At 62.2% G+C, this 26,059-nt stretch carries 26 protein-coding genes; 11 read left to right on the top strand and 15 right to left on the bottom strand.

What is annotated here, in order from left to right:
* Window positions 1-18: 18 nt before the first annotated feature.
* From C7389_RS03785 to C7389_RS03765, 5 genes are all read right to left on the bottom strand, one after another.
* Entirely contained in the window at window positions 19-378 is a 360-nt protein-coding gene (locus C7389_RS03785) for a YkgJ family cysteine cluster protein (RefSeq protein ID WP_133588519.1), read from the bottom strand.
* A gap of 207 nt (window positions 379-585) precedes the next feature.
* The gene (locus C7389_RS03780; protein ID WP_133588517.1) at window positions 586-918 is read right to left on the bottom strand and encodes a YkgJ family cysteine cluster protein; all 333 of its coding nucleotides are present in this window, start codon (window positions 916-918) and stop codon (window positions 586-588) included.
* Window positions 919-940: 22 nt separating this feature from the next.
* Entirely contained in the window at window positions 941-1,639 is a 699-nt protein-coding gene (locus tag C7389_RS03775; protein ID WP_133588515.1) for a YecA/YgfB family protein, read from the bottom strand.
* Window positions 1,636-2,337 carry a tRNA (guanine(46)-N(7))-methyltransferase TrmB gene (gene trmB / locus C7389_RS03770; RefSeq protein WP_133588513.1) on the bottom strand — a complete coding sequence of 234 codons (702 nt, stop codon included), beginning with the start codon at window positions 2,335-2,337 and terminating at the stop codon, window positions 1,636-1,638. Before trmB ends, C7389_RS03775 begins: the two co-directional genes overlap by 4 nt.
* 16 nt (window positions 2,338-2,353) lie before the next feature.
* Window positions 2,354-3,340 carry a tRNA dihydrouridine synthase gene (locus tag C7389_RS03765; protein ID WP_246034615.1) on the bottom strand — a complete coding sequence of 329 codons (987 nt, stop codon included), beginning with the start codon at window positions 3,338-3,340 and terminating at the stop codon, window positions 2,354-2,356.
* 155 nt (window positions 3,341-3,495) lie between these two features.
* On the opposite strand from C7389_RS03765, the gene rpmE reads away from it, so the two are divergent.
* From rpmE to pgi, 3 genes are all read left to right on the top strand, one after another.
* Complete coding sequence (gene rpmE / locus C7389_RS03760; RefSeq protein ID WP_133588510.1) at window positions 3,496-3,711, top strand: 50S ribosomal protein L31; 216 nt, start codon at window positions 3,496-3,498, stop codon at window positions 3,709-3,711.
* 183 nt (window positions 3,712-3,894) lie between these two features.
* Window positions 3,895-5,541 carry an ArnT family glycosyltransferase gene (locus tag C7389_RS03755; protein WP_133588508.1) on the top strand — a complete coding sequence of 549 codons (1,647 nt, stop codon included), beginning with the start codon at window positions 3,895-3,897 and terminating at the stop codon, window positions 5,539-5,541.
* Window positions 5,541-7,148, top strand: a complete 1,608-nt coding sequence (gene pgi, locus C7389_RS03750; RefSeq protein ID WP_133588780.1) for a glucose-6-phosphate isomerase — start codon at window positions 5,541-5,543, stop codon at window positions 7,146-7,148. The genes C7389_RS03755 and pgi overlap by 1 nt, the downstream gene beginning before the upstream one ends.
* Before the next feature lie 201 nt (window positions 7,149-7,349).
* Here the strand turns inward: pgi and C7389_RS25795 are convergent, their stop codons facing one another.
* Window positions 7,350-8,411 (bottom strand): group II intron maturase-specific domain-containing protein, encoded by a 1,062-nt coding sequence (locus C7389_RS25795; protein ID WP_246034614.1) that lies wholly within the window; start codon window positions 8,409-8,411, stop codon window positions 7,350-7,352.
* Window positions 8,412-9,020: 609 nt separating this feature from the next.
* Entirely contained in the window at window positions 9,021-9,569 is a 549-nt protein-coding gene (gene orn, locus C7389_RS03735; protein ID WP_133588504.1) for an oligoribonuclease, read from the bottom strand.
* Between the two features lie 146 nt (window positions 9,570-9,715).
* Here orn and C7389_RS03730 point away from each other — a divergent pair, with 146 nt between their 5' ends.
* Window positions 9,716-10,969 carry a M48 family metallopeptidase gene (locus tag C7389_RS03730; RefSeq protein ID WP_133588502.1) on the top strand — a complete coding sequence of 418 codons (1,254 nt, stop codon included), beginning with the start codon at window positions 9,716-9,718 and terminating at the stop codon, window positions 10,967-10,969.
* A 124-nt stretch (window positions 10,970-11,093) separates the two neighbouring features.
* The gene (gene rsgA / locus C7389_RS03725; protein ID WP_133588500.1) at window positions 11,094-11,978 is read left to right on the top strand and encodes a ribosome small subunit-dependent GTPase A; all 885 of its coding nucleotides are present in this window, start codon (window positions 11,094-11,096) and stop codon (window positions 11,976-11,978) included.
* A 31-nt stretch (window positions 11,979-12,009) separates the two neighbouring features.
* Here the strand turns inward: rsgA and C7389_RS03720 are convergent, their stop codons facing one another.
* The 5 genes from C7389_RS03720 to C7389_RS03700 all read right to left on the bottom strand — a co-directional run bounded on the left by C7389_RS03720 (window position 12,010) and on the right by C7389_RS03700 (window position 17,558).
* On the bottom strand, window positions 12,010-12,750 hold the full coding sequence (locus C7389_RS03720) for a proteasome-type protease (RefSeq protein ID WP_133588498.1): 741 nt from the start codon (window positions 12,748-12,750) through the stop codon (window positions 12,010-12,012).
* A 49-nt stretch (window positions 12,751-12,799) separates the two neighbouring features.
* Window positions 12,800-13,744 carry an alpha-E domain-containing protein gene (locus C7389_RS03715; protein WP_133588496.1) on the bottom strand — a complete coding sequence of 315 codons (945 nt, stop codon included), beginning with the start codon at window positions 13,742-13,744 and terminating at the stop codon, window positions 12,800-12,802.
* 25 nt (window positions 13,745-13,769) lie between these two features.
* Window positions 13,770-15,188 carry a circularly permuted type 2 ATP-grasp protein gene (locus C7389_RS03710; RefSeq protein WP_133588494.1) on the bottom strand — a complete coding sequence of 473 codons (1,419 nt, stop codon included), beginning with the start codon at window positions 15,186-15,188 and terminating at the stop codon, window positions 13,770-13,772.
* Between the two features lie 241 nt (window positions 15,189-15,429).
* Window positions 15,430-16,611, bottom strand: a complete 1,182-nt coding sequence (locus tag C7389_RS03705; protein WP_133588492.1) for an acetyl-CoA C-acyltransferase family protein — start codon at window positions 16,609-16,611, stop codon at window positions 15,430-15,432.
* Window positions 16,612-16,631: 20 nt separating this feature from the next.
* Entirely contained in the window at window positions 16,632-17,558 is a 927-nt protein-coding gene (locus C7389_RS03700) for a CobD/CbiB family protein (RefSeq protein WP_133588490.1), read from the bottom strand.
* A 225-nt stretch (window positions 17,559-17,783) separates the two neighbouring features.
* On the opposite strand from C7389_RS03700, the gene C7389_RS03695 reads away from it, so the two are divergent.
* The 6 genes from C7389_RS03695 to C7389_RS03670 are packed head-to-tail and all read left to right on the top strand — an operon-like array spanning window position 17,784 to window position 24,472.
* Entirely contained in the window at window positions 17,784-18,368 is a 585-nt protein-coding gene (locus C7389_RS03695; protein ID WP_133588488.1) for a GspH/FimT family pseudopilin, read from the top strand.
* 3 nt (window positions 18,369-18,371) lie between these two features.
* Window positions 18,372-18,845 (top strand): type IV pilus modification protein PilV, encoded by a 474-nt coding sequence (gene pilV / locus C7389_RS03690; RefSeq protein ID WP_133588487.1) that lies wholly within the window; start codon window positions 18,372-18,374, stop codon window positions 18,843-18,845.
* Window positions 18,842-19,801, top strand: coding sequence for a PilW family protein (locus tag C7389_RS03685; protein ID WP_133588485.1), 960 nt, complete (start codon window positions 18,842-18,844; stop codon window positions 19,799-19,801). The genes pilV and C7389_RS03685 overlap by 4 nt, the downstream gene beginning before the upstream one ends.
* A complete protein-coding gene (locus C7389_RS03680) occupies window positions 19,798-20,334 on the top strand; it encodes a pilus assembly PilX family protein (RefSeq protein ID WP_133588483.1) in 537 nt (178 codons plus the stop codon). Before C7389_RS03685 ends, C7389_RS03680 begins: the two co-directional genes overlap by 4 nt.
* On the top strand, window positions 20,331-24,050 hold the full coding sequence (locus C7389_RS03675) for a pilus assembly protein (protein ID WP_133588481.1): 3,720 nt from the start codon (window positions 20,331-20,333) through the stop codon (window positions 24,048-24,050). The genes C7389_RS03680 and C7389_RS03675 overlap by 4 nt, the downstream gene beginning before the upstream one ends.
* On the top strand, window positions 24,047-24,472 hold the full coding sequence (locus tag C7389_RS03670) for a type IV pilin protein (protein WP_133588479.1): 426 nt from the start codon (window positions 24,047-24,049) through the stop codon (window positions 24,470-24,472). Before C7389_RS03675 ends, C7389_RS03670 begins: the two co-directional genes overlap by 4 nt.
* 7 nt (window positions 24,473-24,479) lie before the next feature.
* Here C7389_RS03670 and C7389_RS03665 read toward each other — a convergent pair whose 3' ends face one another.
* The 3 genes from C7389_RS03665 to C7389_RS03655 all read right to left on the bottom strand — a co-directional run bounded on the left by C7389_RS03665 (window position 24,480) and on the right by C7389_RS03655 (window position 26,043).
* Window positions 24,480-25,100 (bottom strand): CoA pyrophosphatase, encoded by a 621-nt coding sequence (locus C7389_RS03665; protein ID WP_133588477.1) that lies wholly within the window; start codon window positions 25,098-25,100, stop codon window positions 24,480-24,482.
* 60 nt (window positions 25,101-25,160) lie between these two features.
* The gene (locus tag C7389_RS25840; protein ID WP_425455554.1) at window positions 25,161-25,643 is read right to left on the bottom strand and encodes a GspH/FimT family protein; all 483 of its coding nucleotides are present in this window, start codon (window positions 25,641-25,643) and stop codon (window positions 25,161-25,163) included.
* 205 nt (window positions 25,644-25,848) lie between these two features.
* A complete protein-coding gene (locus tag C7389_RS03655) occupies window positions 25,849-26,043 on the bottom strand; it encodes a YjfB family protein (RefSeq protein WP_133588473.1) in 195 nt (64 codons plus the stop codon).
* Between the last annotated feature and the right edge of the window lie 16 nt (window positions 26,044-26,059).

Raw genomic sequence — 26,059 nt, 5'->3', positions numbered from 1 at the left:
CGTGATGCGCCAGGGCGTTCAGGCGGCGTGCGGCATCGGCAGATGCGGCAGGGGCGGCAGGCCGATACCAGCGCGCAGTTCGTCGCACTTCGGGTTGGGCGTGCCATCCTCGAAGTGGGTGGGAAACTCCCTGCAGGGCGTCGGCCGGTTCTCGTAGATCGTACAGAACACCTGTTTGCCGACCTCGCCCCCCAGCGCCGAGCAGCGGCGGGGAAGCTCGTTGCTGCCTTTCATGCAGCGCAGGTGGGGCGTGAGTTGCTCGGTCATGCCGGCCGGCACAAAACCGCCAGGCGCGTCGTCACCCTCGCCCCAGTAAAAGGAAATACGGAAATGGGTACAGCAGATGCCGCAATCCAGACAGGGGTTGTAGGCGTCCATGGTCACCGCGCGAGCAAGCTGGCGAAAGCGCCGCTCCTGCGGACGCGGCACACCCGCGCGGCCCCGGTCAGCACCATGCGACGGGCCCGAGCCGGGTGCCGCGGATTCTAGCGTTTCCCTAGCCGCCTGCAAGCGACCATTTCCAGCAAAATCAATTGCTTGAAATACAAACCCAGGACTTAGGCTTCCTCCCCTGCGGCGCGATGCTCAGCCCAGCGGCGCCATGCCGTGGCGGCGGCGGGCGCGGTCGCAACCATCCTCGCCTATGCCCAGCGCTGCATAGGGTGCGAAGTCCCGGCAGGGCGAAGGCCGCTGGCCATAGATGGAACAGCCCACCTCCACGCCTATCGTCCCCTGCAACGCAACGCAGCGCGGCGGGCCGTCGTCGGTGCCGCGCATGCGTACCAGTTGGGCGGTCAGCGGCAGGGTCAGCTCGTCCGGCACGCCGCCATCGCAGGCGCTCGCCAACTCCGAGGGATGGAAATCCACCCGGAAGGAGGCACAACAGGCACCACAGCGCGTGCAGTGATCCAGGCTCACCGGCCCTGCTCCCACCGACAGCTCAAGCCGCGCCGCAGCACTTCTTGTACTTCTTGCCGCTGCCGCAGGGGCAAGCCTCGTTGCGCCCCGGGCCGGCGGCCTTGGGCGCGGCGGGCACCTCGACCGCCACCTGCTGCGGCGCTGGCAGCCCAACCGCACGCCAGCAATCGAAGATATCCAGCACGCCTTCACCGGTCACTTCCAGCCAGCCGAGGCGGGTCTCATCCTTGGCCTCCGCCGCCTTCTCTTCGGCCCACGGCGCCAGCATTTCGTCGATCAGGCTGCGCACCGCTTCGACTTCCTGTTCGGGCACCAGCGTTTCCCAGTTGTTCGGCCACAGTTCCAGACCCTGGGTGAAACCTTCTATCCACTCTTCGCCGATCTTCAGCGGGTCGCCTTCGGCGATGGCGAAGCAGAACGGCTCCCACAGATCCTCTTCGCCGAAGCTGCCCACCATCTCGTTGTAGTAGGACAGCACCAGGCGGATGGCACGCTGCACGCCGCTGCCGGAACCGAAGGAGACGCCATCCTCATGCGCCGACCACACCACCGGCAGCCAGCGTTCCACCGGCACCGGCTGGGGCGAGATCAACACGCCGGCGAGGAAACCATCCAGCATCTCGAGGTCCATGCAGTCCTCGGGGACGACGTTGGAGCTGAGGATTTCCTCCAACGCTTCGAAATCCTCGTCGCTCATCGCATGCGGGTTGTCGGTGCTCATGTGCTTTCTCCAGAACTGAGGGCCAGGCCCGTTCCCAGGTCGGTGACGATGCGGAACAGGGTCTGGCCGGAATCGCGGTATTTTCGCTCGAACGGGGTGAGGGGCGTGGGCGCCTCGAAGGCTTCCCAGCCGATTTCCCGCTCCGTCAAGAGGCCCAACGCGCAGGCGAACTCCTCGGCGTACACCTGCCAATTGCTGCGGCATTCCAGCACGCCGCCCAGCAGCAGCAGATGCGGGAACACTGGGTGCGCATGCCAGCGCCGGCCGAGGTGGCCAATCTTGGGCCAGGGGTTGGGATAAAGGATGTAGTGGCGGGCGAGCCTCAGCCCCTCGTCGCCCAGAAGGCGCCAGAAATCCACCAGGTCGGCGCGCACGAATACCAGGTTCTTCGGCATCAGCGCTTCCGGATAGGGCTTGCGCCGCGTAAGCCGGTCTTCGGACTGGTCCACGCCCATCACCCAGTGATCAGGATAGGCGCGCGCCAACTGGATGGTGCTGTGGCCAACGCCGCAACCGGCGTCCAGGATCAGCGGCGCCCGGCGGTCCCAGCCGGCCAGGGCGGCGCTCAATGCCTCACGGTTGTAGTCGGCGTAGGGCTTGCGGAAGGGCTGGAGGCGGTGTTTCTCCAGCCGCTTGACCAGGCTCTCGTGTATGCCCTGCTGGGCGCTGGAGGGGATGCGGGAATTGGCGTAACTCAAAACAGGGTCTCGGAAATCAGGCGGCAGCCAGTTGCGGCGGAAGGGCAAGCCCGTGCTCACGCAGCATCGGGTCGATCTCGGCCATGGTCTTGAGCGGCCGCAGCGTCTGATAAAGCGCCTCGGCCTGCGGATAAGTCCGGCGCAGGAAGTTCAGCCACTGCTTGAGCCGGCCGGCCGCGTGGCGGCCCTCCAGCTTGGCGCTGACGCGCTGATGGAATTCGACCAGCAAGCCGAGCAGCTGCGCCCATTCCTTGGCGCGGACGGCCGGATCCGGCTCATCCTGCTCGCCCCGGCGTATGCGGGCGGCGAGGAAGGGATCGGCCACCGCGCCGCGGCCCAGCATCACATCCTCGACCCCGGAGACGGCGCGGCAGCGCGCCCAGTCCGCTACCGTCCAGACCTCGCCGTTAGCGCACACCGGCACCGCCACCACGTCGGCGATGCGGCCTATCCATTCCCAGTGTGCCGGCGGGCGATAGCCATCGGCCTTCGTCCTGGCATGGACGACCAGTTCCGCCACGCCGCCGTCGGCCAGCGCGCGGGCACAATCCAGGGCCTTGCCGGTGTCGTTAACGCCCAGGCGCATCTTGGCCGTCAGCGCCAGTTCCGGCGGCAGGGCCTGGCGCACCGAGCAGGCGATGCGGTACAGCAGTTCGGGCTCATCCAGTAACACCGCACCGCCACGATGGCGATTCACGGTCGGAGCCGGGCAGCCGAAGTTCAGGTCGATCGCCGCCGGCCCGAGCCGCGAAAGACGCAGCGCGTTGATGGCCAGATAATCGGGATCGGATCCCAGCAGTTGGACCCGCACCGGCGTACCGGCGGCCGTCCTGCTTCCGGCATCCAGTTCGGGAGCGATGCGGCGGAAGAAGCGATCCGGCAACAGGCTGCCGGACACCCGGACGAATTCGGTGACGGCGCAGTCGTAGGCCGGCACCCGCGTCAGCACCCCGCGCAGCACCTCGTCCAGCAAACCCTCCATGGGCGCGAGCAGCAGACGCACCTGATCCCCTCCAGACGTACAGCCAGAAAAGGGGCGCATTGTAGTCGACGCCCGGGCCGCACCCTTGCCATATTTGACTATCTGGCACATAATCCATCGTTTCCCACACTCAGGGCGGCCACATTCACCGCCCGCTTGCAACAAAAGGACTGAATATGAAAGCGGATGTCCATCCCAAGTACGAAGACGTAAACGTCAACTGCTCCTGCGGCAACACCTTTGTGACCCGCTCCACTCTGGGCAAGCCCCAGTTGCACGTGGAAGTGTGCTCGGCCTGCCATCCGTTCTACACCGGCAAGCAGAAGATCGTTGACACCGCGGGCCGCGTCGAGCGCTTCCGCCAGAAGTACGGCAACGTGCAGCGCGGCTAAACCGCTCTGGCGCATCGCAAAAAGGCAGCTTAGGCTGCCTTTTTTCATTTCTGCGCCTTCTTTCGGCAAGCTTTGTTGCACTCGCGCATCGGATCGAGCAGCTGCGCCCGATACAATCGCCCTCCGGGAAGCGCCCCAGCAACAACAAAAGACAACAACGGAACGGCTCCGCTCAGCAAGCGCATGATCAGCGATTCACCTCCTTCCTCCAGATTTCACAAGCGCCTCTACGGCACGCTCGGCCTCACTCTGCTGGTCGGCCTCTACCTCCTGGTCGGCCTCAGCGGCCACGATCCCTGGCGGGGCGATGATGCCCGCCACTTCGGGCCGATCTACAGCATGCTGCGCGGCGAAGGCTGGCTCTTCCCGCTGATTGCGGGCGAACCCTTCGCCGACTTTCCGCCGCTGTATTACTGGGCTGCGGCCGTACTGGCCTACCTGCTGGGCCCCGTCCTGCCCTTCCATGATGGCGCCCGGCTGGCCAGCGCGCTCTTCACCGCGTTGGCGATCTATTCCATCGCGCGCGGGGCCGAGCGCCTCTATGGACGCCCCGCCCGCACCCCGGCCGCGCTGCTGACGCTGGGCACGCTCGGCCTGGTGCTACATGCTCATGAAACTCAACCATTGATCGCGCTGGTCGCCATGGTGGCGCTGACGCTGGCCGGCCTGGCCCGGGTACCCGCCCAGCCTTTGATAGGCAGCCTGCAAGCGGGCATGGGCAGCGCGCTCGCCTTCCTCGCCGGCGGCCCGGCCGGCGCCTTCCTCACGTTGCCGCTTTTCCCGCTGCTGATGATCGCCAGCCCCGACTGCCGCACGCCCCATGGCAGTGGCGGCCTGCTGGTGGGGCTCTGCCTTGCTCTCGGCCTCGGTGCCCTGTGGCCGCTTGCCCTGCATCTGAGCGCACCGGAGTTGCTCTCGCTGTGGCTGAGCGAGGAGTGGAGCCCCTTCGGTAGCCAGCTGCTGGAAGCGAGCGCCCTGCCACGCCTGTTCGAACTGCTTGGCTGGTTCGTCTGGCCGCTGTGGCCGCTCGCGCTGTGGGGCTTGTGGCGCGGCCGCCGCCAGCTCTGCGCCCTGCCCTGGCTGCTGCCGCTGGGCTCCGGCCTGATCGGCCTCATCTGGCTGATCGTGAACGGCGACGTTTCGCCGCCGCTGGCCCTGCCGCTGATTCCTCCCATCGCCCTGCTCGCCGCCGGCGGCGTGCCCAGCCTGCGCCGGGGCGCGGCGAACGCCTTCGATTGGTTCGCGCTGATGAGCTTCGCGGTGTTCGCCCTGCTGGTGTGGATCGCCTGGACTGCGCAGGCCTTCGCCTGGCCGCCCGGCCTGGCGCGACATATCGCCCGGGTCACGCCCAGCTTCAGCTTCGAGGGCGGTCTGGCGCAGGCCGTCGGCGGCATCGTCCTGTGCCTGGTCTGGCTGCTGCTGGTCTGGCGCCTGCCGCGCTCCACCAGCCGCGGCCCCGCCAACTGGGCGATGGGGATGACCATGCTATGGTGTCTGGCCGTGCTGCTGCTGATGCCCTGGTTCGACCACGGCCGCAGTTATCGGCCCATGGCCCATTCGCTCGCCCGCGCGGTGGCCGCCCAGCCGGCCGACTGCATCGCCACCACCGGCCTGCCCGACGCGGTGCGCAGTTCGCTGCACTATTACGCCGACATCCGCACCATAGAAGCCCACCGCGGCACGACGCCCTGCGGCCTGTTGCTGGTCTATGATGACCGGCGCCTGAACGCCCCTTCGCCGTCCAGCGAGTGGAAGAACATCTGGGAATACCGCCGCGGCGGCGGCAAACAGCTCGAAGTGCTTCGTCTCTATCAGCTCAACCCATCGTGATGACCGAAAACTTCCTCCCCCCCCAGCAGCGCGCCACCTGGCAGGCCCTGGAAGCTCACGCCCAGCGGCTCACTTCCCTTTCCCTGCGCGAGGCTTTCGCCTCCGACCCCGGGCGCTTCCGCTCGTTGTCACGGAAGCACGGTGATTTGCTCGCCGATTTCTCCAAGCAGCGGCTGGATACGGCAGCGCTGGAGGCGCTCCTGGCCCTCGCCGAACAATCGGAGTTGAAGCGCGGCATCTGCGCCCTCTTCGCAGCCGCACAGGTGAACTTCACCGAAGGCCGGCCGGCGCTGCACATGGCTCTGCGCGGCAGCTGCCCGCCGCCGGCCGGCGCCATTCTGGACGACGGCCCGGTACGCCGCTTCGCCGCGGCCCTGCGCGCCGGCGAGATCCGGGGCACGACCGGCAAGCCCATTACCCGAGTGATCAACCTCGGCATCGGCGGTTCGGATCTCGGCCCGCGCATGGTCTTCGAAGCCCTGCGCGAACCAGGCCCGCCGGTGGAGGTGGAATTCGTCGCCAACATCGATCCGAGGGAACTAGACGAAGCGCTGGCGCGAGCCGAGCCGGACAGCACCCTGTTCGTGATCTCTTCCAAGAGCTTTTCCACCGCCGAGACGCTGGCCAACGCCTGCGCGGCGCGGGCCTGGCTGGCTGCCGCGCTGGGCGAAGAGAAGGGGCTGTCCGCCCACTTCGCAGCCGTCAGCAATGCCACCACCGCAGCAGCCGCCTTCGGTGTGGCGCAGGAGCGCGTCTTCGCCTTGCCGGAATGGGTGGGTGGGCGCTATTCGGTGTGGTCTGCGATCGGCCTGCCCCTGTTGGTTGCCATCGGCGAGGCGCGCTTCGATGCCCTGCTGGCCGGCGCCCGGGCCATGGACGAGCATTTCCGCGACGCCCCCTTCGCCGACAACCTGCCGGTGCTCATGGGCCTGATCGGCCTATGGAACACCGATTTCCTCGGCATGGAGACCCTGGCTGTGCTGCCTTACGCCCACGGCCTGCGTAACTTCGCCGCCTGGCTGCAGCAGCTCGAGATGGAAAGCAACGGCAAGCGCGCGCTGCGCGACGGTTCGACCAGCGCCGTTTCCACCTCGCCGGTGGTCTGGGGTGGCGTCGGCACCGTCGGCCAGCACGCTTTCCACCAGCTCTTCTACCAGGGCACCCGCCACATCCCCATGGATTTCATCGTGCCGGTCGGCGAGGACGAGCCGCGGCAGCGCGCACTGATCGACAACGCCTTCGCACAGAGCGCCGCACTGATGAACGGCCGCGACCTCGCCGGCGCCCGCGCCGCGCTCGAGGCCAAGGGACTGCCGGCGGCGGAAGTGGATCGCCTTGCGCCCCACCTGGTCAGCCCCGGCAACCAGCCCAGTACCACGCTGCTGCTGCCCTGTCTGGATGCCTTCCACCTCGGCGCGCTGCTGGCACTGTATGAGCACAAGGTGTTCGTCCAAGGCTGGATCTGGGGTATCAACAGCTTTGACCAGTATGGCGTGGAGCTTGGCAAGGAAATGGCCCGCGCCCTGGCCCAGGGCGCGGGCGGCGCCCAGGACGGCTCCACCGCCGCGCTGCTCCAGGCCGCCGAAGCGTTACGTAGAACCGGCTGAGTATCGGGATAGGGGCGATCAGGTTGCCTGACCGTTCCCCTCCCACACCACCCGGCATGCGGGTCCGCACCGGGCGGTTCGAGTAGTTGAGGTCATGAGAGCCGAGGCACGCCGGGCCGTTCGAAGTAGGCAATAGGCATCGCACGGTTCAGCGCCTGGCGGCTGTTGCGGACTGTTTGCGGCCACCGTGCGGGCGTCCGCCTACGACGCGCCCATCGCTTTCAACCCCCGGTACATCCTCGTGCCCCGACGCCAGTGCTTGAGCTGCAACGCACGCAGCCGGTGACGAAGCCACTCGTCGAGTTCGCGGAACACCTTGGGCGTCTGCGCAAGTTGGAAGTACGTCTTCCAGCCCGGCATGTAAGTCCGTAGTCGTTCGGCGCCCTCCGGCAGGCTGCGCCCACCCAAGCGGCGCGTCATTTCCCGAATGCGTTGCTTGAAGGCTTCGAGCGCCTTTCGAGCGACCGCACACTTGATCCGATCCCCCGCACTGCGCCACAGCTCGTAGCCCAGAAACTTGCCACCGGTCGCCGGCGCGATCGCCGTCTTGGTCTCGTTCCCCTTCAAGTGGAGTCGATCGTAGAGCCGGCACAGCCCCTCAAGCACCCGTTCGCCCGCGCGGCGACTGCGCAACGTTGCAGTCGTCGGCGTAGCGCACGAACCGATGGCCACGCACCTCCAGTTCCCGATCCACCTCGTCCACCAGCACGTTGGCCAAGAGCGGCGACAGCGGCCCGCCTTGCGGCGTACCCTCATACCGCTCCATGACCACCCCGCCATCCATGATGCCAGCACGAGGTAACGACGGATCAGCCGCAACACGGCCTTGTCGTCGATTCGCCTCGCCAACCGCTCCATCAGGATGTCATGATTGACCCGATCGAAGAACTGCTCCAGGTCCACATCGACCACCACCCGATAGCCGTCCTGCACGTAGCGCTGTGCATCGAGCACCACGTCATGCGCACGGCGTCCCGGTCGAAAGCCGTAGCTGTGTTCGGAGAACGTCCGATCAATCACGGGCTGCAAGACTTGCAGCAGGGCTTGCTGGATCAGCCGATCCGTCACCGTCGGAATCCCCAACTCGCGCACCCCGCCGCCGGGCTTCGGGATCTGGACGCGCCGCACCGGCGCGGGCCGGTAGCGGCCATCCCGTAAGGATTCCCGAATCCGGGCCAGGGCGCTTTCAGGGGGTCCGCCGTCTCGGCAATCGACAGCCCATCCACCCCAGCACTGCCGCGATTGGATTTGACGCGTTTCCACGCCGCCTCCCTGTTCGCTTTCGGGAGCACCTGCGCAAGCAGGTCATCTCGCCCCGGGCCTGCGGTTTCATGCCGCGCCGTCCGTGCTTCATCACGCACTGCTTCCGGCTCGGCTTCACCGCGCCCTCCCGCATTGCGCCCCAGTTCCCCAGGCTTCTGATGCACTGCACGTCCGAGCGACACGGCCTTCGGCTCTCCTGCTCGTTCGGCCCTTCGCCCCACACCGGCAGCGACTACAGCCTCTGCTGACTTCTCGCTCCGGCTCAGCACCGTCGCCCTTTCAGGCACAAAGCGAGATCTCCCCAGGTAAGAACGCCCTCCTTCGCTGCACAACCGCCGGATTTACGCCACTTCGCCTTGATCACGAGAGCTTCGCGGTTCATGGCCCGCTCGCCCTGCTCGGCAGCGCCTTCTATCCGATTCTTGTCCATCGGCTCGCAGCTTATGCTCCACGCTTCCTTCCCACGCTCGGTCGCCCTCACGCAGTTGCGCTTCACTTCGTTCGCTGTGATCAACTTACGGCCGGACTTACACCCGCAGGAGTGCGCCCATACTGGGCGCACAATGAAAAAGGGGCCCCGGAGGGCCCTTTTCCTTTTCTCTGCAGACCTCACTCCAGCCGCAGGAAGTTGTCGCGGTAATAGCGCAATTCGGCGATCGACTCCTGGATGTCCGCCAACGCCTCATGTCTGCCCTGCTTGACCACGCCCTTGGCCACCTCCGGCTTCCACCGGCGAGCCAGTTCCTTCAACGTCGAAACATCCAGGTTGCGGTAGTGGAACCAGGCCTCGAGCGTGGGCATGTAACGGGCGAGGAAGCGGCGATCCTGTCCGATGGAGTTGCCGCACATCGGCGATGCCCGCTGCGGCACCCACTCCTGCAAGAAGGCCAGCATGCCCGCTTCGGCGTCCGCTTCCGACACGGTGGAAGCCTTGACTCGGTCTATCAGGCCCGATTTGCCGTGGGTGTTCTTGTTCCAGTCATCCATTGCGTCCAGCACACTGTCCGGCTGATGCACAGTGATCACCGGGGCTACCGCAACCTCGTTCAACTGACTGTCGGTGATGATGACCGCGATCTCGATGATCCGATCGCGTTCCGGTTCCAGGCCGGTCATTTCCATGTCCAGCCATATCAGGTGATTCGGGTCCTGTGCCATAATTCTCCAGCCTTTCAGATGCATCCGCGTGAATCGGACAAGGCCGGGATTGTGGCACATTTCCCCTTGTCCTCCGCCTCCTCGCCGCCGTCGGCCCCGCTGCCCGGCCATTCGCCGCCCCAATCCATCGGCCACTCCTGATCCGCATGTCCGCCGCATCCTTCAGCCTGCTCTTCGTCCTCTTCCTGGTCGCGTCGACCGCAATCAAGAGCGGGCTGATGCTGCGCCAGATACGACATGTCGCCGCCCGCCGCGGCACCGTCCCCGAGCCGTTCGCCGGCAGCATCGGCCTCGCTGCCCACCAGCGTGCAGCGGATTACACGGTGGCGCGCATGCGCCTTGCTGGCGTCGAGACCCTGACGGGCGCGGTGTTTGTCCTCGCCTTGACACTGGGCGGCGCGCTGCAGGCGGTACATGGCCTCGTTGCCCGGTTGTGGCCAGCCGGCAGCCTGTTGCATGGGGTAACACTGCTGGCCTGCATCGCCTTGGCCAGTTGGCTGATCGAACTGCCCTTCAGCCTGTATCGCATCTTCGTCGTAGAGAAGCATTTCGGCTTCAACCGGATGACGCCCGCGCTCTTCCTCTCCGACACGGTGAAGGAAGGCCTGCTGGCAACCCTGGTCGGCCTGCCGCTACTGGCCGCGGTGCTCTGGCTGATGGGCGCGATGGGCGAATACTGGTGGCTGTGGGTATGGGCCTTCTGGCTGGCCTTCAACCTGCTGGTGCTGCTCGTTTGGCCGACCTTCATCGCCCCACTGTTCAATACCTTCACGCCCCTCAGCGACGACGCGCTGAAGAGCCGAGTAGAAGCGCTGCTGCAGCGCTGCGGCTTCAAGGCCAAAGGCCTGTACGTGATGGACGGCTCCCGCCGCTCCGCCCACGGCAACGCCTATTTCACTGGCTTCGGCGCTGCCCGCCGCATCGTCTTCTTCGACACCCTGTTGGACAAGCTCGCCCCCGCCGAAGTCGAAGCCGTGCTGGCACACGAGCTGGGCCACTTCCGCCATCGCCATATCCTCAAGCGGCTCGCCGTGCTCGCGCCCCTCAGCCTGGCCCTGCTCGCCCTGCTGGGCTGGCTGGTTACCCAGCCGTGGTTCTTTGCCGGCCTCGGCGCGCACAGCCAGGACACCGCCACCGCGCTGGCGCTGTTCTTCATCGCCCTTCCAGCCTTCACCTTTCCGCTGGGACCCTTGATGAGCCACTGGTCCCGCCGCCACGAGTTCGAGGCCGACGCCTATGCGGCAGCCCAGACTCGCGCCGCCGATCTGGTCGCCGCGCTCACCAAGCTCTACCGGGACAACGCCTCGACGCTGACACCGGACCCGCTGTACTCCCGCTTCTTCGACTCCCACCCTCCGGCGGCAATCCGGATCGCACGCCTGCAGACCCTGCCCGAATGAAAGCAGGTCAAGCCGCAGCACGCGATTCCCAGCCCCGCACCGGCTCCTGGCCGGCCAATACGAGCCCCTTCATTTGAAACGCTCTTCCCGACAGCAGACCAGAAACGACGCCTCCACAGCAACCGTGCGCGGCAGAGTTACCGCCGCCTTTGGTCGCCACTATGAGATCGACACTGGGAAAGGCCTGCTGCAGGGCTACCCCCGTGGCAAGAAAAGCGTGTTCGCTTGCGGCGACGAGGTAGAAATCCTGCCGCAAGGGGAAGGCCAAGGCGCCATCGTCGAACTGCACCCCCGCCGCAGCCTGCTGTGGCGCTCGGACGCTTTCCGCGAGAAGCTGATTGCTGCCAATCTCAGCCATATCGCCATCGTCGTCGCCACGGAGCCCGGCTTCTCAGACCTGCTGCTTTCCCGCTGTATCGCTGCCGCCGAAAGCCAGGGCATCACCCCCCTGATCATATTGAACAAGAGCGATCTCAGCGCTGGGCTGCCGTTGGCCCGGGAGCGCCTCGCCCCCTTCGTCGCCCTCGGCTATCAGCTCATCGAGCTCTCTGCACTGGAAGGCGCAGAGAAGCTCAGGCCCTGGCTGGAGAACCGCCACAGCATCCTGGTGGGCCAGTCCGGCATGGGCAAGTCTACGCTGACCAATGCCCTGATCCCCGGAGCCAAGGCCGCCACCCGGGAGATCTCCACCGCGCTGGATACGGGCAAGCACACCACCACCTTTGCCCGCCTTTATCCGCTGGGTGAAGACGGCTGGATGATAGACAGCCCCGGCCTGCAGGCCTTCGGGCTGGCGCACCTGGGCGAGGAAGAATTGGCGGAAGCCTTCGTCGAATTCCGGCCGTTTCTGGGGCAGTGCCGCTTCCGCGATTGCCGGCACGAGGCCGAACCTGGCTGCGCGATCCTGGCCAGCGTCGCCTCAGGCGAAATCAACGTCCGGCGCTTCGAGCACTACCGCAGCATCAAGGCTGAAATCGCCGAGGCACGCAGATTGAACCCCGGCTGGTAAAACACCAGGGGCCATCGAGCAGCGCCGCTAGCTAGCCCTCGCCCAGCGGCGAAGGGTTCGGCAATTCGTCGAAAGTCGCCCGCAGCGCGCCGCCCCAACGCGACTGGATCATGGCGAAATAGCCGTCGTTGCCATCGATATGTCGCTGTTCGCCAAGCTTGTAGGCATCGGTATGAACAACGGTTAGATCCAGCGGCAGGCCAACGGAGAGGTTGGAGCGCAGCGTGGAATCCATCGAGATCAGTGCGCACTTGGCCGCCTCCTCCAGGGTGGTCGTCCGCTGCAGCACGCGGTCGATGATAGGCTTGCCGTACTTGGACTCGCCGATCTGGAAGTAGGAGGTTTCCGGTGTCGCTTCAATGAAGTTGCCAGCGGCGTAAATGTTGAAGAGCCGCGGCGGCTCGCCGCGGATCTGCCCGCCCAGAATTAGCGCGGCATTGAACTCGACGCCGAAGGCCTGCAAGGCCTCCGCGTCCCGGCGGCGGATCTCCCGCAGCGTCTCCCCTACGTGACGCGCGGCTTCGAAGAGGTTGGGCACTGTCGCCAGGCTGACCCGACTGTCCGATGCCGCGACCGCCTCGCGCAACATCGACAGCGCCGCCTGGGTGATCGCCAGATTTCCCGCGCTCATCAGCACCAACACCCGCTCGCCATCCCGCCCGAAAACCGCGGTCTTGCGGAAGGTGCTGATCTGATCGACGCCGGCGTTGGTGCGCGAGTCGGACAGGAAGACCAGCCCCGCATCCACCAGCATGCCAACGCAATAGGTCACCCCACTCTCCTGCCGTTGTGCCCCTCATGGGGCAGAGCCTCAGGGCGTTTCAGGACACCGGGACAAGGAAGTCGTCGGCGATGCGGTTTCCCAGTTCCTGCGTGCGTGCCAGCATCCGGATGACGTAGTTGTGCAGTCCGCCACGCACGATGTCGTCGATGCGGCCAAAGCGCAAGGTCGCCTCCAACTCGCCAGCCTGCCGCTCGGTTTCGGCGGATTGCGCATTCCTGACCCGCTGCAGATTGGTATAGACCTCCTTCATGCAGCGGGCCAGGGAACGCGGCATGTCCACCCGCAGCAGCAGCAGTTCCGCCACGCGCGCCGGGGTGATCAAGTCGCGATAGACCTTGCGGTAGACCTCGAAGGCGGACACGGAACGCAGCAAGGCACTCCATTGGTAATAGTCGGCCGCCCCACCCTCGACCTCTCCGGCGGGCAGGAGGAGCTGATACTTCACGTCCAGGATGCGCGCGGTGTTGTCGGCGCGTTCCAGGAAGGTGCCGATGCGGATGAAGCGCAGCGCCTCGTCCTGCAGCATGGTGCCTATGGTCACCCCGCGGGACAGGTGAGAGCGGTACTTCACCCACTCGAAGAATTCACCAGCCCCGGCATCGGCAAATGCCTCGGGCGTGAAATCCCGCATCTTCAACCAGGTGCCATTGGTGGTTTCCCACAACTCGGAAGTGAGCGTTCCACGCACCGCGTGGGCGTTCTCCCGGGCCGCGCGCAGGCAGTTACGGATGCTGGAGTGGTTGTCCTGGTCGAAAATCATGAACTCCAGCACATTGTCCGGCGTGATTTCGGCATAGCGCTGATGGAAGGCGGCCTCCAGCCCCATGATGCGCAACGTGGCCCCCCAGGCCTGCTCCTCCTGGATGCGGGACTGGGGCATCATGGACATGCGGTGATTCACGTCCAGGATGCGGGCGATGTTCTCGGCCCGCTCCATGTAGCGGGCCATCCAGTAAAGGTGATCGGCGGTACGGCTCAGCATCTTCTGTTCTCCCTAGTTCGCCGATTCAGGCTTCCAGTACCCATGTGTCCTTGGTGCCCCCGCCTTGCGAGGAATTCACCACCAGCGACCCGTCACGCAACGCCACCCGTGTCAGTCCGCCGGCCACCAGCTGGATCTCCTCGCCCGACAGCACGAAGGGCCGCAGGTCGATATGACGTGGCGCTACACCGGATTCGACGAAGGTCGGGCAGGCAGACAGTGCAAGCGTGGGTTGCGCGATGTAACGCTCGGGATGCTTGATCAGGACCTCTCGGAAAGCCTCCACCTCGGCCTTGGTGGACGCCGGTCCGACCAGCATCCCGTAGCCGCCCGCACCATGTACCTCCTTCACCACCAGTTCGGCGAGGTGCTCCAGTACGTAGGCCAGGTCATCCTTCTTGCGGCACATATAGGTTGGAACGTTGTGCAGGATGGGCTCCTCGCCGAGGTAGAAGCGCACCATTTCAGGCACATAAGGATAGATGGATTTGTCATCAGCCACACCGCTACCGATAGCGTTGGAAAGCGTGACCCTGCCGGCCTGGTAGGCCCCGAGTATGCCCGGCACACCAAGCACCGAGTCCGGCCGGAAGGCGAGCGGATCGAGGAAGTCGTCATCCACCCGGCGGTAGATCACATCCACCCGCTGCGGCCCCTGCGTGGTGCGCATGAACACCTGCTCGTCCTTGACGAACATGTCCTGGCCCTCCACCAACTCCACGCCCATCTGCTGGGCCAGGAAGGCGTGTTCAAAATAAGCGCTGTTGTAGGCACCCGGCGTAAGGACGACAACGGTCGGATCGGTCACGCCGGTCGGCGCCACGCTGCGCAGCATGTTGAGCAGCATGTCCGGATAGCGGTCCACCGGAGCAACTCGGTAGCGGGAGAACAGGCGGGGGAAGAGCCGCATCATCATCTTGCGGTTCTCCATCATGTAGGAGACGCCGGACGGCACCCGCAGATTGTCTTCCAGCACGTAGTACTCGCCGGCGCCGGCACGCACTACATCTACCCCGGCGATGTGAGCATAGATGCCTCGCGGCACGTCCACACCCTGCATGACCCTGCGGTACTGGGCATTGTTCAGCACCTGATCCGGCGGGATATGGCCGGCCTTGAGGATGTCCTGCCCGTGGTAGATGTCATGGATGAAGAGGTTGAGCGCCTTGACCCGCTGGCGCAGGCCGCTCTCCAGGGTCTTCCACTCCGCAGCGGGAATGATGCGCGGGATGATATCGAAGGGAATGAGGCGCTCCGTTCCCGCCCCTTCGCCATAGACGGCGAAGGTGATGCCGTGGCGATGGAACAGCGCATCTGCCTCAGCCCGCTTCTGCGCAAGCCGCTCTTCCGGCATTTCCGACAACCACGCCGCGTACGAGGCATAGTGGGGCCTCACCTGCCCCGCCTCATCTTTCATTTCGTTATAGAAGTTCTTGATCGTCATGGCGCTGAGCCCGCCTTTCTGGGTGGTGAATCGGGACAATCTGAGGTCAGCGAAAAGCATGCCAGCACCGCATCATGGGTAATCCGACGGCGTAGCCTTCCTGAGAAACAGGATACGCACCAATGCGGTGCAAACCCACCCAACCCATTTTGGCAACTGGTGCATATGTTCCCACTCTGCGCTGGCAGCGGACGAAAAAAAACCCCGCCAAGGCGGGGTTTCTTGAGGACTACGCGAACGCTCAGATCCGTTCCCAGATGGTCGTAATGCCTTGGCCACCGCCGATGCACATGGTTGCCATGCCGTAGCGTCCACCGACGCGGTGCAGTTCATGCAGAAGTTTGGTAATGATTACGGCACCGGTCGCTCCTACCGGGTGGCCCAGGGAGATGGCACCACCGTTCGGGTTCGTCTTGGCCGCATCCAGTTCCAGCCCCTTGTTAACCGCAATTGCCTGGGCCGCAAAAGCTTCGTTGGACTCGACCACGTCGATCTTGTCCAGCGTCAGGCCCGCGCGCTGCAGCGCGAGCTTGGAAGCCGGGATCGGGCCTTCGCCCATGACGTCGTTCGGCACGCCGGCGATCGCGTAAGCAACCAGGCGGGCCATCGGCTTGTGGCCGTCAGCACTCGCCTTGGCAGCGTCGGCCAGCAACAGGAAGGCACCGGCGTCATTGATGCCAGAGGCATTGCCCGCGGTCACGCTGCCATCCTTCTTGAAGGCGGGCTTCATCTTGGCCAGCGATTCCAGGGTAGTCGCACGCGGATGCTCGTCGGTATCGAAGACCACCGGGCCCTTGCGGGTTTCAAAGGTGATCGGAACGATCTGGCTCTTGAAACGGCCATCCGCCAGTGCAGCGGCCGCACGGTTCTGGGACTCCAGCGCGAAGGCATCCTGGTCTTCCCTCGTGATGCCCCACTTGCTCGCCAAATTCTCGGCAGTGATACCCATATGACCAACACCGAAGGGGTCGGTCAGCACTGCGACCATCGCATCGATCGCCTTGGTGTCACCCATGCGCGCACCGGAACGCAGGGTCGGCATCAGATAGGCGCCGCGGGACATCACTTCGACACCACCGCCGATGGCGTAATCCGCATCGCCCAGCATAATGGCCTGGGCCGAACTCACGACAGCCTGCTGCGCGGAGCCGCAGAGGCGGTTCACTGCAAAGGCCACTGAGTCCATCGACATTCCACCCTGGATGGAAGCCACACGGGCCACGTAGGGGTAACGGGATTCGGTCGGGATGCAGTTACCGACAGCGGCAAAGCTCACCTGCTTCGGATCCACGCCACCACGGGCAATGGCCTCTTTGATGACGATACCGCCCAACTCGGCGGGTTCCATGTCCTTCAGCGCCCCATTGAATCCACCAACGGCGGACCGAACAGCGCTGAGAACGACGACTTCACGATTTGCCATCTCCACTCCCTCCTAGGAAATCAACGCCCCACCCAGCCAGCAACTCCCAGCAAGGCAAGCATCAATAGACATACCAGCAGTGCCCGCCACACCAGGCCCACTGTGCTCTGCATATAGTCGGCATCAGCCTCGTCTCCCAGGCCCATCTCCGGGCGTTCGACGATCTCGCCAGATTCGTGCACCGGCATACCCAAGCGTACGCCCAAAGCGCCTCCTCCACTCGCAAGGAGTATAGCGGACGCCCTGTCTGGCCACAGCATGGGTTGGGTGCGCCAGCAATAGATTGCGTCTTCGAAGTCACCGACGATGGAAAACGAGGCCGCAGTCAAACGTACCGGCAGCCAGTCGATCACCTCGAAAGCCTTCCGCGCGAACAGACCGAAAAGCCCGAACTCCGGATCCGTCCGGCGCCCCCAGTCCTCAGCGAAGAAACGTGCCAGGCGATACATCACCGCCCCGCTCGGCCCCGGTAGCAAGATGAACCAGAAAGCCACGCCGAAGACATTACGGTGAGATGCGACCAGCGCCTGCTCGATGGACAGGCGCGCGATCTCGCTGGAACTGGCCTCGTGATAAAGGCCGCCTCGCCATTCGGCCAACAGGACACGCGCCCTGTCGACTTCCCCCATACGCAGCGCCAGATGGATATCGGTAAAAAAGTGGCTCTCCTGCCGAAAGCCCATCGTCAGGTACAAGACCCCGACGTTGAAGAGCATGGCCAGCAGGGGATGCACATGCCACAGGATGTAATACAGCAGCGCACACCCGACGGTAGCTGTCAGCACGATCAACCACCACGCAGCCCGCCCGTGATGCGCCTCCCCATCGTTGAAACGCTGCACCATGGCGCCCGACAACCGCCGCAGCGGATCCAGCACCAGTTTCTGTACGGGAAGAGGACGCAACTGCTCAATGAGCAGCGCGATGATCAGCGAGAGGAGCGTCATGCGGAACCAAGAAAGCTGAAAAGGCCCGCCACTGGGCCATTCGCTGGGCAAGATACCATAAAAGGCCGGCCCGACCTCCGACTCCCATTCCCCTTGTCAACACGCGTCCGAAAACACCAAAACGCCAATGCCGTTCGGCGGCCTATATCCAACGCTCATCGCCCGCAGACGCTACACCAACGGCGCCCCCCTAAGATCCCCACATCCCGACCTCAGGCGCACACCATGCAGTTTTCCGGCAGGACTGACGGCTTCACCCTGATCGAACTCATGGTCACTCTGGCTGTGGCGGCCATTCTGGCTGCAATGGCCGCGCCCTCCTTTCGGACCTTGCTCGCAAACAACCGTCTGAGCACGCAGACCAACGAACTCGTAGGTGCAGTCACTTTCACTCGTAGCGAGGCGGTGAAGCGAGGGCGCAACGTAACACTCTGCCGTGCCGACAGCGACACCGCACTGACCTGTCTGGCTGGAAATCAAAGTGAATGGGAGCACTGGATAGTCGTAGACCCCGCCATTGATGCGGCCGACTCCAGCCGAGTCCTGCGCCGTGGGTCAATTGCCACTCAGCAAATCTCTGTCGAAGCCAGCAGCAACATCACTGACGCAGCCAACGAGATCGTGTTTCGTGCCGATGGGCTGGCCCGTGGCACTGATGGCAGCACGCTACTCGTCGGAACCCTCCGGATCTGCTCCGATACGCAAGGTCTGGATCAGAACGCCCGCCTGCTGGAGTTGAGAGGAGGCGGACGCGCCACCACCAGTACGGCGTCTGAAACCTGCAACTCTGACGTCTCCAACCCTGGCTGAAAAATGCTCACCTATAGTTCCCCTGCTGTAGCAATACACCCTTATCAGAAGGGGGTAAGTCTTATCGAGGTATTGATTGCTGTGCTCGTACTCTCGTTAGGACTTCTTGGCATGGCAGGGCTCCAGTTCTCCTCGCTTCGCAATAACCAAAGCGCCACCGAACGTAGCATGGCCGTGATCCTGAGTTATTCGATCCTGGACAGGATGCGCGCGAATCGCTCTGCGGTCCTCGCTGGGAACTACAACTTCAGCGACGCCGCCTGCACAGCCCCCACCGGCACCAACCTGGCTGAAACAGACCTTGCCGCCTGGCTGGCGTCGGTTCAGCAAAGCATTGGTGCCGGCTCATGTGGCTCTGTGAGTTGTGATGGCGCCGGTCTGTGCACCGTATCCATTACCTGGGACGACAGCCGGGGGAGTGCTGCCGACGCGACTGCTGCGCAGAGTTTCAGCATTCAGACCAAGGCCCAACTATGAGGCGCCCACCTCTTCCCCTCCGTCGTCTGCAGGGCCTCACCCTCATCGAAATGATGATTGCCCTCGTCCTCGGCTTGATCGTCGTGGCAGGCGTAGGGAGCGTCTTCTTGGCCAACCGACAGGTCTACCGCAACTCGGAAGGCCTTTCGAGAATTCAGGAGAATATCCGGACAGCGTTCGAATTGATGGCCCGAGATCTACGTGAAACCGGTGGAACCGCCTGCGACCCCAGCGGGACTTTGAGCAACACGGCCTGGTGGAATAGCTGGGGGCTACGCGCCTACTCAGGCTCAACAGCTTTCCCCACTGGTATGCCGGAATTTGGCTCGCAAGCGGCCAAAAGGGTTCAAGGCAGCCAAGCAATGATCCTTAGCGGAACAACAGGCCTTCCTGCATCAGTCAGCACTCACTCGGGAACTACCATAACAACCCAAGCGGCCCACGACCTTCCCACAGATGGGTACCTCCTCATCTGCAACCCACTCTCCAGCGCAGGCCAACTGTTCCAGGCCAGTGGAGGCACTACGACCACCATCACCTATGCTGCCGGAGCAGTTCCCAACACCACATTTGGTCGCAACAGCGAACTCTCTCGCTTTGCGAGCCAAGGATGGTTCATCGGATGCAATGGACGCAGCGCCTGCGACCAAGATACCGGGCGATCCCTTTATCGGACCCAGTTCATCAACTCTTCCGCACAGACACAGGAAATTGTCGAGGGAGTCTCGGCAATGACGCTCCAATTCCTACGGGAAGGCGACGCCGTATACAGCGCCATGGCCGACACCGCTGGCTGGACAAGTACCGATTGGGCCGGCGTTTCAGCAATCAGTGTGCGTCTTACGTTTGTTGAACCTGGCAGCGAGGCGGCAAGCGGCATTGCCGAAAATGGCGGTAGCGCCCGTGTCAGCCGGGAGTTGACGAACGTTATTACCCTCAGGAACAGAATGCCGTGAAAACCCGCCGGCCGCATAGTGCAGCGCTCAGTGAACAGCACGGTGTCGCGCTGGTCGTCGCCTTAATTCTATTGTTGCTGGTCACGATGATCGGTTTGGCAGGCATGCGGGGAACAACGCTGCAGGAACGGATGACCTCCAATCTTTACGACAGGGAACTGGCTTTTCAAGCGGCGGAAAGCGCTTTGCGCGCAGCCGAAGCTGCAATTGTCGCGGATGAAACTGCATTCCAGACTGATTGCTCCGCGACAGCGTGCCCCACAACGCCTTCCATCGACGGCATAACTTGGATCAGTCCATCCCTCGCCTTGGGCGATCTAGCAGTCGCGCCTCGATATCACATTCAATATCTCGGCGAAGGAAGCGAAGACAGCAGCGATGTCGATACCTGCGGTGGCGCTGCAGAGTATGGCACGAGCGGCTGCACCAAAACCGTTGCCCGCTACTACCGAATTACAGCACGCAGCGCTGCCGGGGATGGACGCGCTGCAGTCTGGCTTCAGTCCACAATGTCTCTCAGCAGTACCGAGTGAGCGATCAAATGAAGAATATAGTCCCCCACGGCCGACTGAACCTCATCTCGCTAGCAGCGCTTGCCCTTCTCTCGAAGAGTGCATGGGGTGTCATCGACATCGCGACTCAACCATTGCTTGTAGCTGAGCCCTTAGCGCCCAATATCGTATATATCATTGACGACTCTGGATCAATGAATCGGGACGACCTCCCCGACGACGCCGGCTGCAGTTCCAGCGCTGGCGGCGACAACACCAACGTGATCCGGATGGACACCGGGCGAGTCAATAGCGGAAAAAGCAACGCCTGCCAATCACCCACTTTCAACAAGTTGTATTACAACCCCAGCACGATCTACACCGCGCCAGTGGACGCGAATGGCAACAGCCTAGGAGACAGCAGCTTCACTGCAGCATGGCGCAATGGCTATTCCTCAACCCGGGACACCTCGGTCACCGACCTGAGTAACTGGAGCGGCTACTTTGCGTTCTGGTCAGGCACGAATGCTAATGCCGTGACCAATGCAACTTCTGGCTTCGTCTGCAACAGCCGTGTTTCCACGGCGACAAGCAACAGTTATGCCTATTACATGTGCACAGAAGCAAGCTCGACCACTCCACTCTCTGGTTACAGACTCACCAATCCAGACCAACTCCGCCATGCGACCAGCGCTAACGGCAATGCCAGTGGCAACAGCTCGTTTACAAGCGGCTTTGTCTGTAGCAGACGCTTGGAATTCTCTAACAACATCTATCTCTATCAACAATGCGCTAATGCCAGTTCCAACTCACCTCGAACTGGCTATCAGCTCTCAGACTACTCCGTAACATATCTTGCCAATGCGGTCACCGGCAGCAGCAGCACCTCCCACTCATCCGGTTTCGTGTGTGCCGACAGGGTCGGCTCCGGTAACTATGCATACTATAAATGCGCTGATGCAACCAGCGCCTCTCCTCGCACCGGCTATGCCCTAACTGCGGAGCCCTTTTATTACTATGCCTACAATGGCACCGGCAGTACCAACAGTGACTCCAGCTATGCCAAGACCTATCTAACGACTGACGCACAGCGCCAGAATGTAGCTAACTGGTACTCCTACTATCGGACGCGCCTCTATACGGCACGCGCCGGCACCAGCCTTGCGTTCTCGGGCATTTCCGACAGCTATAGAGTGGGTTACGGCAGCATCAACCATGCCAATGTTTTGGCATCGGGCGTCCGAACGTACTCCGACGTCAAGAGCAACTTCTATAGCTGGCTGTTCTCGATATCGGCCAGCGGCCAAACCCCCTTGCGCCATGCACTCCAAGCGGCGGGCACCTACTACGAGACTGAGGAACCCTGGCGGGAGAATCCTGCATCAAGCACCAGCGCGGAACTCTCATGCCGCCAGAGCTTCACCATTTTGATGACGGATGGCTACTGGAACAGTACGGCCGCTAGCGGCGGTGCTTCCGGCAACAATGACGGCACCGACGGTAGCGACATCACTAGCGCTGACGGCTCCAGCACCTATAAGTACGTTGCCTCCTCGCCGTTCAAAGACAATTACAACAATACCCTCGCCGACGTCGCGATGTATTACTGGAAGCGGGATTTACGCCCAAATCTCGCTAATGACGTCCCCTCCTCCACATCCGACCCAGCATTCTGGCAACACATGGTGACCATTGGCATCGGCCTCGGCGTGGAGCCTTCGCTGGTAAGCAAGTCCACTGCTTTCAACGCGATCACGACGGGCGCTACCGTCAATTGGGGAAATGGCTCCTCCTACCAGATCGACGATCTTTTGCATGCGGCAGTCAATAGCCGGGGGGATTTCTATTCCGCCGGCGAACCATCCGCCTTTACCGATGGATTGAAGCAATCCATTGCGGCTATACAGTCTCGGCTTGGCTCGGGCACCAGCCTGAGCTCCAACAGCACTGAGGTGGATGACGGCTCTGCTGTCTACAAGGCCAGTTATCAGTCGGTGATCTGGTCGGGCGACCTCGCCGCCTATACCGTTAGCGCAAACGGCATTAGCGGCACAGCAGCCTGGTCTGCCTCGGAGCGCCTCCCCGCTCATGGAGACCGTAATATTCTGACAAGGACCAACGGCGCCGCAGTGACCTTTACTTGGGACAATCTGTCCAACACCCAACAAAGCGCTCTCGGCTCGAACGCGATCTTGAATTATCTTCGTGGCGATCAGAACAACGAGCAAAGCGTATCTGGCGGCAGCCTACGCACTCGGCCCCACGGCCCGCTGGGCGACATCGTAAATTCAACGCCCTATTACGTCGGCCCGCCGGACGCTTCACTCTACGCAAATCGCACTTGGACTGGGGCATCCGCGCACTCCACTTTCGCTGCAAACAACGTAGGCCGAACGAAGATGGTTTATGTGGCGGCCAACGACGGGATGCTGCACGGCTTCAACGCAGAAATATACCTTACAGACTCCAATGGCAATCTTATGACTGACTCAACGGGGAATCTTATCCCTTCCCCTGAAGGAGGCAAGGAGGTTTTCGCTTACATTCCTGAATCCGCGGTAAATAGCACCCTTGCCTCTCTGGCCAACCCCGAGTATTCACACCGCTATTTCGTCGATGGTCAAATTGCTGTCGCTGACGCATACATCGACGGTGCTTGGAAAACCATACTTGTTGCAACCTTGGGTCGCGGCGGGCGAGCCGTATTTGCTATTAATGTGACCGCTCCTTCCAGCATGAATTCCAGCAAGATCCTCTGGGAGGTCACGCCCAGTGTTATGGGGCAGAGCCCAGGAAAGCCAAGCATCGCGCGGTTGGCCAATGATAGTTGGGTGGCCATTCTAGGAAATGGCTACAACAGTTCCGATCATCACGCACGCTTGGTCATGATCAATCTTCAGAACGGTGGGGTCAGTTCCATAGATACTGGAGTAGGTTCGAGCGCTAGTCCTAATGGGCTATCCGCCCCTTATGTGATCGATATAGACAATGACGGCAATGCCGATAGGGCCTACGCGGGGGACATTCATGGGAATGTATGGCGGTTTGACCTGGCAGAGCAGACAGCGACCAAGGTGTTCCAAGCCAGGGATAGCTCTGGAACCGCTCAACCCATCACTTCCGGAATCACTGTAGTCAAACGGACCAGCACCGGCGATTACTGGCTCTATTTCGGCACCGGCAAATTCCTAGGGGAAAGCGATATCACCACGACTTCAGTCCAAACCTGGTATGGACTGATAGACGGATCAGAAATTACGGACCGTGCCGAACTTCATCAATCGAGCATTGTGTCGGACACTGCATCTTCATCCGGGGATTACACCGTCCGCACGGTTTCGGAAGTCAGCGCTAGTGATCTGGCCGCAAAACGGGGTTGGTATATCGACTTGGTTACCGGTAACACCCAAAGTGGGGAAAGAATGATCCTGACCAATCAGATCATCAATGGCGTTCTGATCGGACAGACACTCATACCAACAGGAACTCAATGCAATCCCAATGGGGACGGTTTTGTCATGGCCCTGAACCTCTTCACAGGTGGCCGGCTGGACTACAACTACTTTATATACAATGGAACCGTAATTACCGGAAGTGGCATTAGCTTTAGTAGCACACCCAGTAACGTCGTATACAAAGACGGTTCTCTTTACACCCAGCTCGAAAACACCAACGTCAGGAAAGTGGGGGTAAACACTCCATCGGGAACCACGACTCGCAGGAAGACATGGCGAGAACTTATTGGAGTCGAGCCATGAGAAATATGCGCGGCATGACGCTGATCGAATTAATGATCGTGGTGGTGATCATTGGGATACTGGCTGCTATTGCCTATCCGTCTTACCAGCAGCATATGATGGACACCAGGCGCGCAAGCGCACAGGCTTGCCTGGTCGAACAGGCCCACTATCTGGAGCGCTACTTCACCTCGAATATGTCCTATGAAGGGGCTGTGGGCGACGATGGCGAAAACTGGCCCTCGTTTGGTTGCACCGCTGACACCGCGGGCTTCTACCAGTTCTCCCCCGGGACACCAGGCACCCGGACTTTCACTCTCACAGCCACACCTCAAGGAGCCCAAGCCTCCAATGATCATAAATGCGGCTGCTCCTTGACGCTTGACCAAGCAGGCACACGGGGAGTTGGAGCTGACACATGTACGGTAGCCTCATGCTGGTGATATGCATTTAGTGAGGCGACTCATTCAAGAAGCGCCATAGGGACAAAATAATACCGGCGGTAGCCCCCCAGATGTAATAGGAGCCATAAGGCATGGCGTAATAATTGCGCACCCGGCCTTCCCTGGTCATCGAGTGACGTTGATGGTTCATCGGATTAAGTAAAAACTCGAGCGGAACCTCAAAAACCTCCGCGACCTCGAACGAGTCCGGCACAAGGTCAAACGGGGGTTTGATCACTCCGACGATGGGCGTAATGCAGAAACCTGTACCTGTATGATAGTCGGGAAGTTCGCCCAGAACCTCTACCCGGCTACGCGGAAGCCCTATCTCCTCTTCCGTTTCTCTCAAGGCGGTTATTGTCGGTGACCCATCCTCCGCCTCTCTTCTTCCCCCCGGAAAGCTTATCTGTCCCGGGTGGTGATGAAGATGGTCAGCCCTGCGGGTCAGCAGAACATTCAATCCCGCTTCCGCCCTATCCACAATCGGCAGCAGCACCGCCGCCGGCCGCAGTTGGTCCGGAACAAATTCATCCCGCACAGGCACATTGACGCGGGGAAGCGCAAAACACTGACGAAGCAACTCAACGTCGTAAGCAGCTTGCTTGGCAACCTTCTTGTTTTGACTCATCTGGGGATATACCTCTTTCCCCTAGGATACCGTAGCCCCTGCTCGGGCAACCAGTGTCCCCTATTGCACGCATTGCGAGTGCTCCTGGCGTACCCTCCCCGATGCGCTCAAGACGATGCGTTTCGATCGTTGGGTCCCACAGAGGTAGATCGACCCGAACTGCCATGCCCCCGAAGGTTTCCGCGCCTTTCCATCGGGGCCATAGGAGACGTTGGAGAGGGAATTGCCTCCAATCTCGATCTCGTCGGACTGCTTCCCTGTCACGCGGAGCACCGTCTCTCCCTCACTGGCTTGCCCATCTCCATCGAGATCCACGAAGACAATCCATCCCCTGTTCCAGGCCGACCCAGCGTCGCATGTACTCTCATTCATCGAGGGACATACGGTGACCCGAGTGCTACGGCGAATTGCTTCACTTCTGGCGTAGCTCAGGCTGCCGACCAGAGTTTGAGTGCTTAGCGCCAGTCGTTGCCCCCCTATCAGATCGCGCAGTGCCGGTGCAGCCAAGACCACCAGCACCGCAGCCACCGAAAGCGCCGTCATCAGCTCAACCAATGCGAAGCCGCCAGCGGAGACACCTTGGTGTGACATGAAAGCCCATCTCGAAAATATGCTATTAACATTAATAGACAAAATGCATATTTTTGCAAATGATTTTCATGAATTCGAGGATGCCTGCCTCGATTCCAGATGTCTCAAAACAAAAAGGCCCATCCTAAGATGGGCCTTCGAGAAAACGGGGGCCGGATCAAGCGTAGGTATCGATCACGCCCCCCGTAGCGCCCACCGGGCCAGAAGGCGTAGGTGGCAACGCCGCAAGCAGCTGCAGGGCATGGGTCTCCTGCACATCCATCGCCTTCTTGAGCACGGACACCGAGACCTGCGTCTGCAGCTGGGATGCCGAGTTCGCACTCGCGGCGGCCGCTATGGAAGAAACGTCCATCTCTCTCTCCTGCAAT

It is taken from the genome of Azoarcus indigens (genome assembly GCF_004361735.1).
Lineage (GTDB): Bacteria > Pseudomonadota > Gammaproteobacteria > Burkholderiales > Rhodocyclaceae > Azoarcus > Azoarcus indigens.
The sequence above is the reverse complement of the archived record's forward strand: the minus strand, read 5'-3'. Positions and strand labels throughout refer to the sequence as shown.

Bases quoted from the DNA above. Each gene is read 5' to 3' on its own strand.
- C7389_RS03730 (WP_133588502.1), top strand. From the start codon at position 9,716: ATGTCCGCCGCATCCTTCAGCCTGCTCTTCGTCCTCTTCCTGGTCGCG.
- orn (WP_133588504.1), bottom strand. From the start codon at position 9,569: ATGGCACAGGACCCGAATCACCTGATATGGCTGGACATGGAAATGACC.
- C7389_RS03705 (WP_133588492.1), bottom strand. From the start codon at position 16,611: ATGGCAAATCGTGAAGTCGTCGTTCTCAGCGCTGTTCGGTCCGCCGTT.
- C7389_RS03695 (WP_133588488.1), top strand. From the start codon at position 17,784: ATGCAGTTTTCCGGCAGGACTGACGGCTTCACCCTGATCGAACTCATG.
- C7389_RS03685 (WP_133588485.1), top strand. From the start codon at position 18,842: ATGAGGCGCCCACCTCTTCCCCTCCGTCGTCTGCAGGGCCTCACCCTC.
- pgi (WP_133588780.1), top strand. From the start codon at position 5,541: ATGACCGAAAACTTCCTCCCCCCCCAGCAGCGCGCCACCTGGCAGGCC.
- C7389_RS03710 (WP_133588494.1), bottom strand. From the start codon at position 15,188: ATGACGATCAAGAACTTCTATAACGAAATGAAAGATGAGGCGGGGCAG.
- C7389_RS03670 (WP_133588479.1), top strand. From the start codon at position 24,047: ATGAGAAATATGCGCGGCATGACGCTGATCGAATTAATGATCGTGGTG.
- C7389_RS03755 (WP_133588508.1), top strand. From the start codon at position 3,895: ATGATCAGCGATTCACCTCCTTCCTCCAGATTTCACAAGCGCCTCTAC.
- C7389_RS03700 (WP_133588490.1), bottom strand. From the start codon at position 17,558: ATGACGCTCCTCTCGCTGATCATCGCGCTGCTCATTGAGCAGTTGCGT.
- C7389_RS25840 (WP_425455554.1), bottom strand. From the start codon at position 25,643: ATGACGGCGCTTTCGGTGGCTGCGGTGCTGGTGGTCTTGGCTGCACCG.
- rpmE (WP_133588510.1), top strand. From the start codon at position 3,496: ATGAAAGCGGATGTCCATCCCAAGTACGAAGACGTAAACGTCAACTGC.
- C7389_RS03715 (WP_133588496.1), bottom strand. From the start codon at position 13,744: ATGCTGAGCCGTACCGCCGATCACCTTTACTGGATGGCCCGCTACATG.
- C7389_RS03775 (WP_133588515.1), bottom strand. From the start codon at position 1,639: ATGAGCACCGACAACCCGCATGCGATGAGCGACGAGGATTTCGAAGCG.
- pilV (WP_133588487.1), top strand. From the start codon at position 18,372: ATGCTCACCTATAGTTCCCCTGCTGTAGCAATACACCCTTATCAGAAG.
- C7389_RS03665 (WP_133588477.1), bottom strand. From the start codon at position 25,100: ATGAGTCAAAACAAGAAGGTTGCCAAGCAAGCTGCTTACGACGTTGAG.
- C7389_RS03785 (WP_133588519.1), bottom strand. From the start codon at position 378: ATGGACGCCTACAACCCCTGTCTGGATTGCGGCATCTGCTGTACCCAT.
- C7389_RS03655 (WP_133588473.1), bottom strand. From the start codon at position 26,043: ATGGACGTTTCTTCCATAGCGGCCGCCGCGAGTGCGAACTCGGCATCC.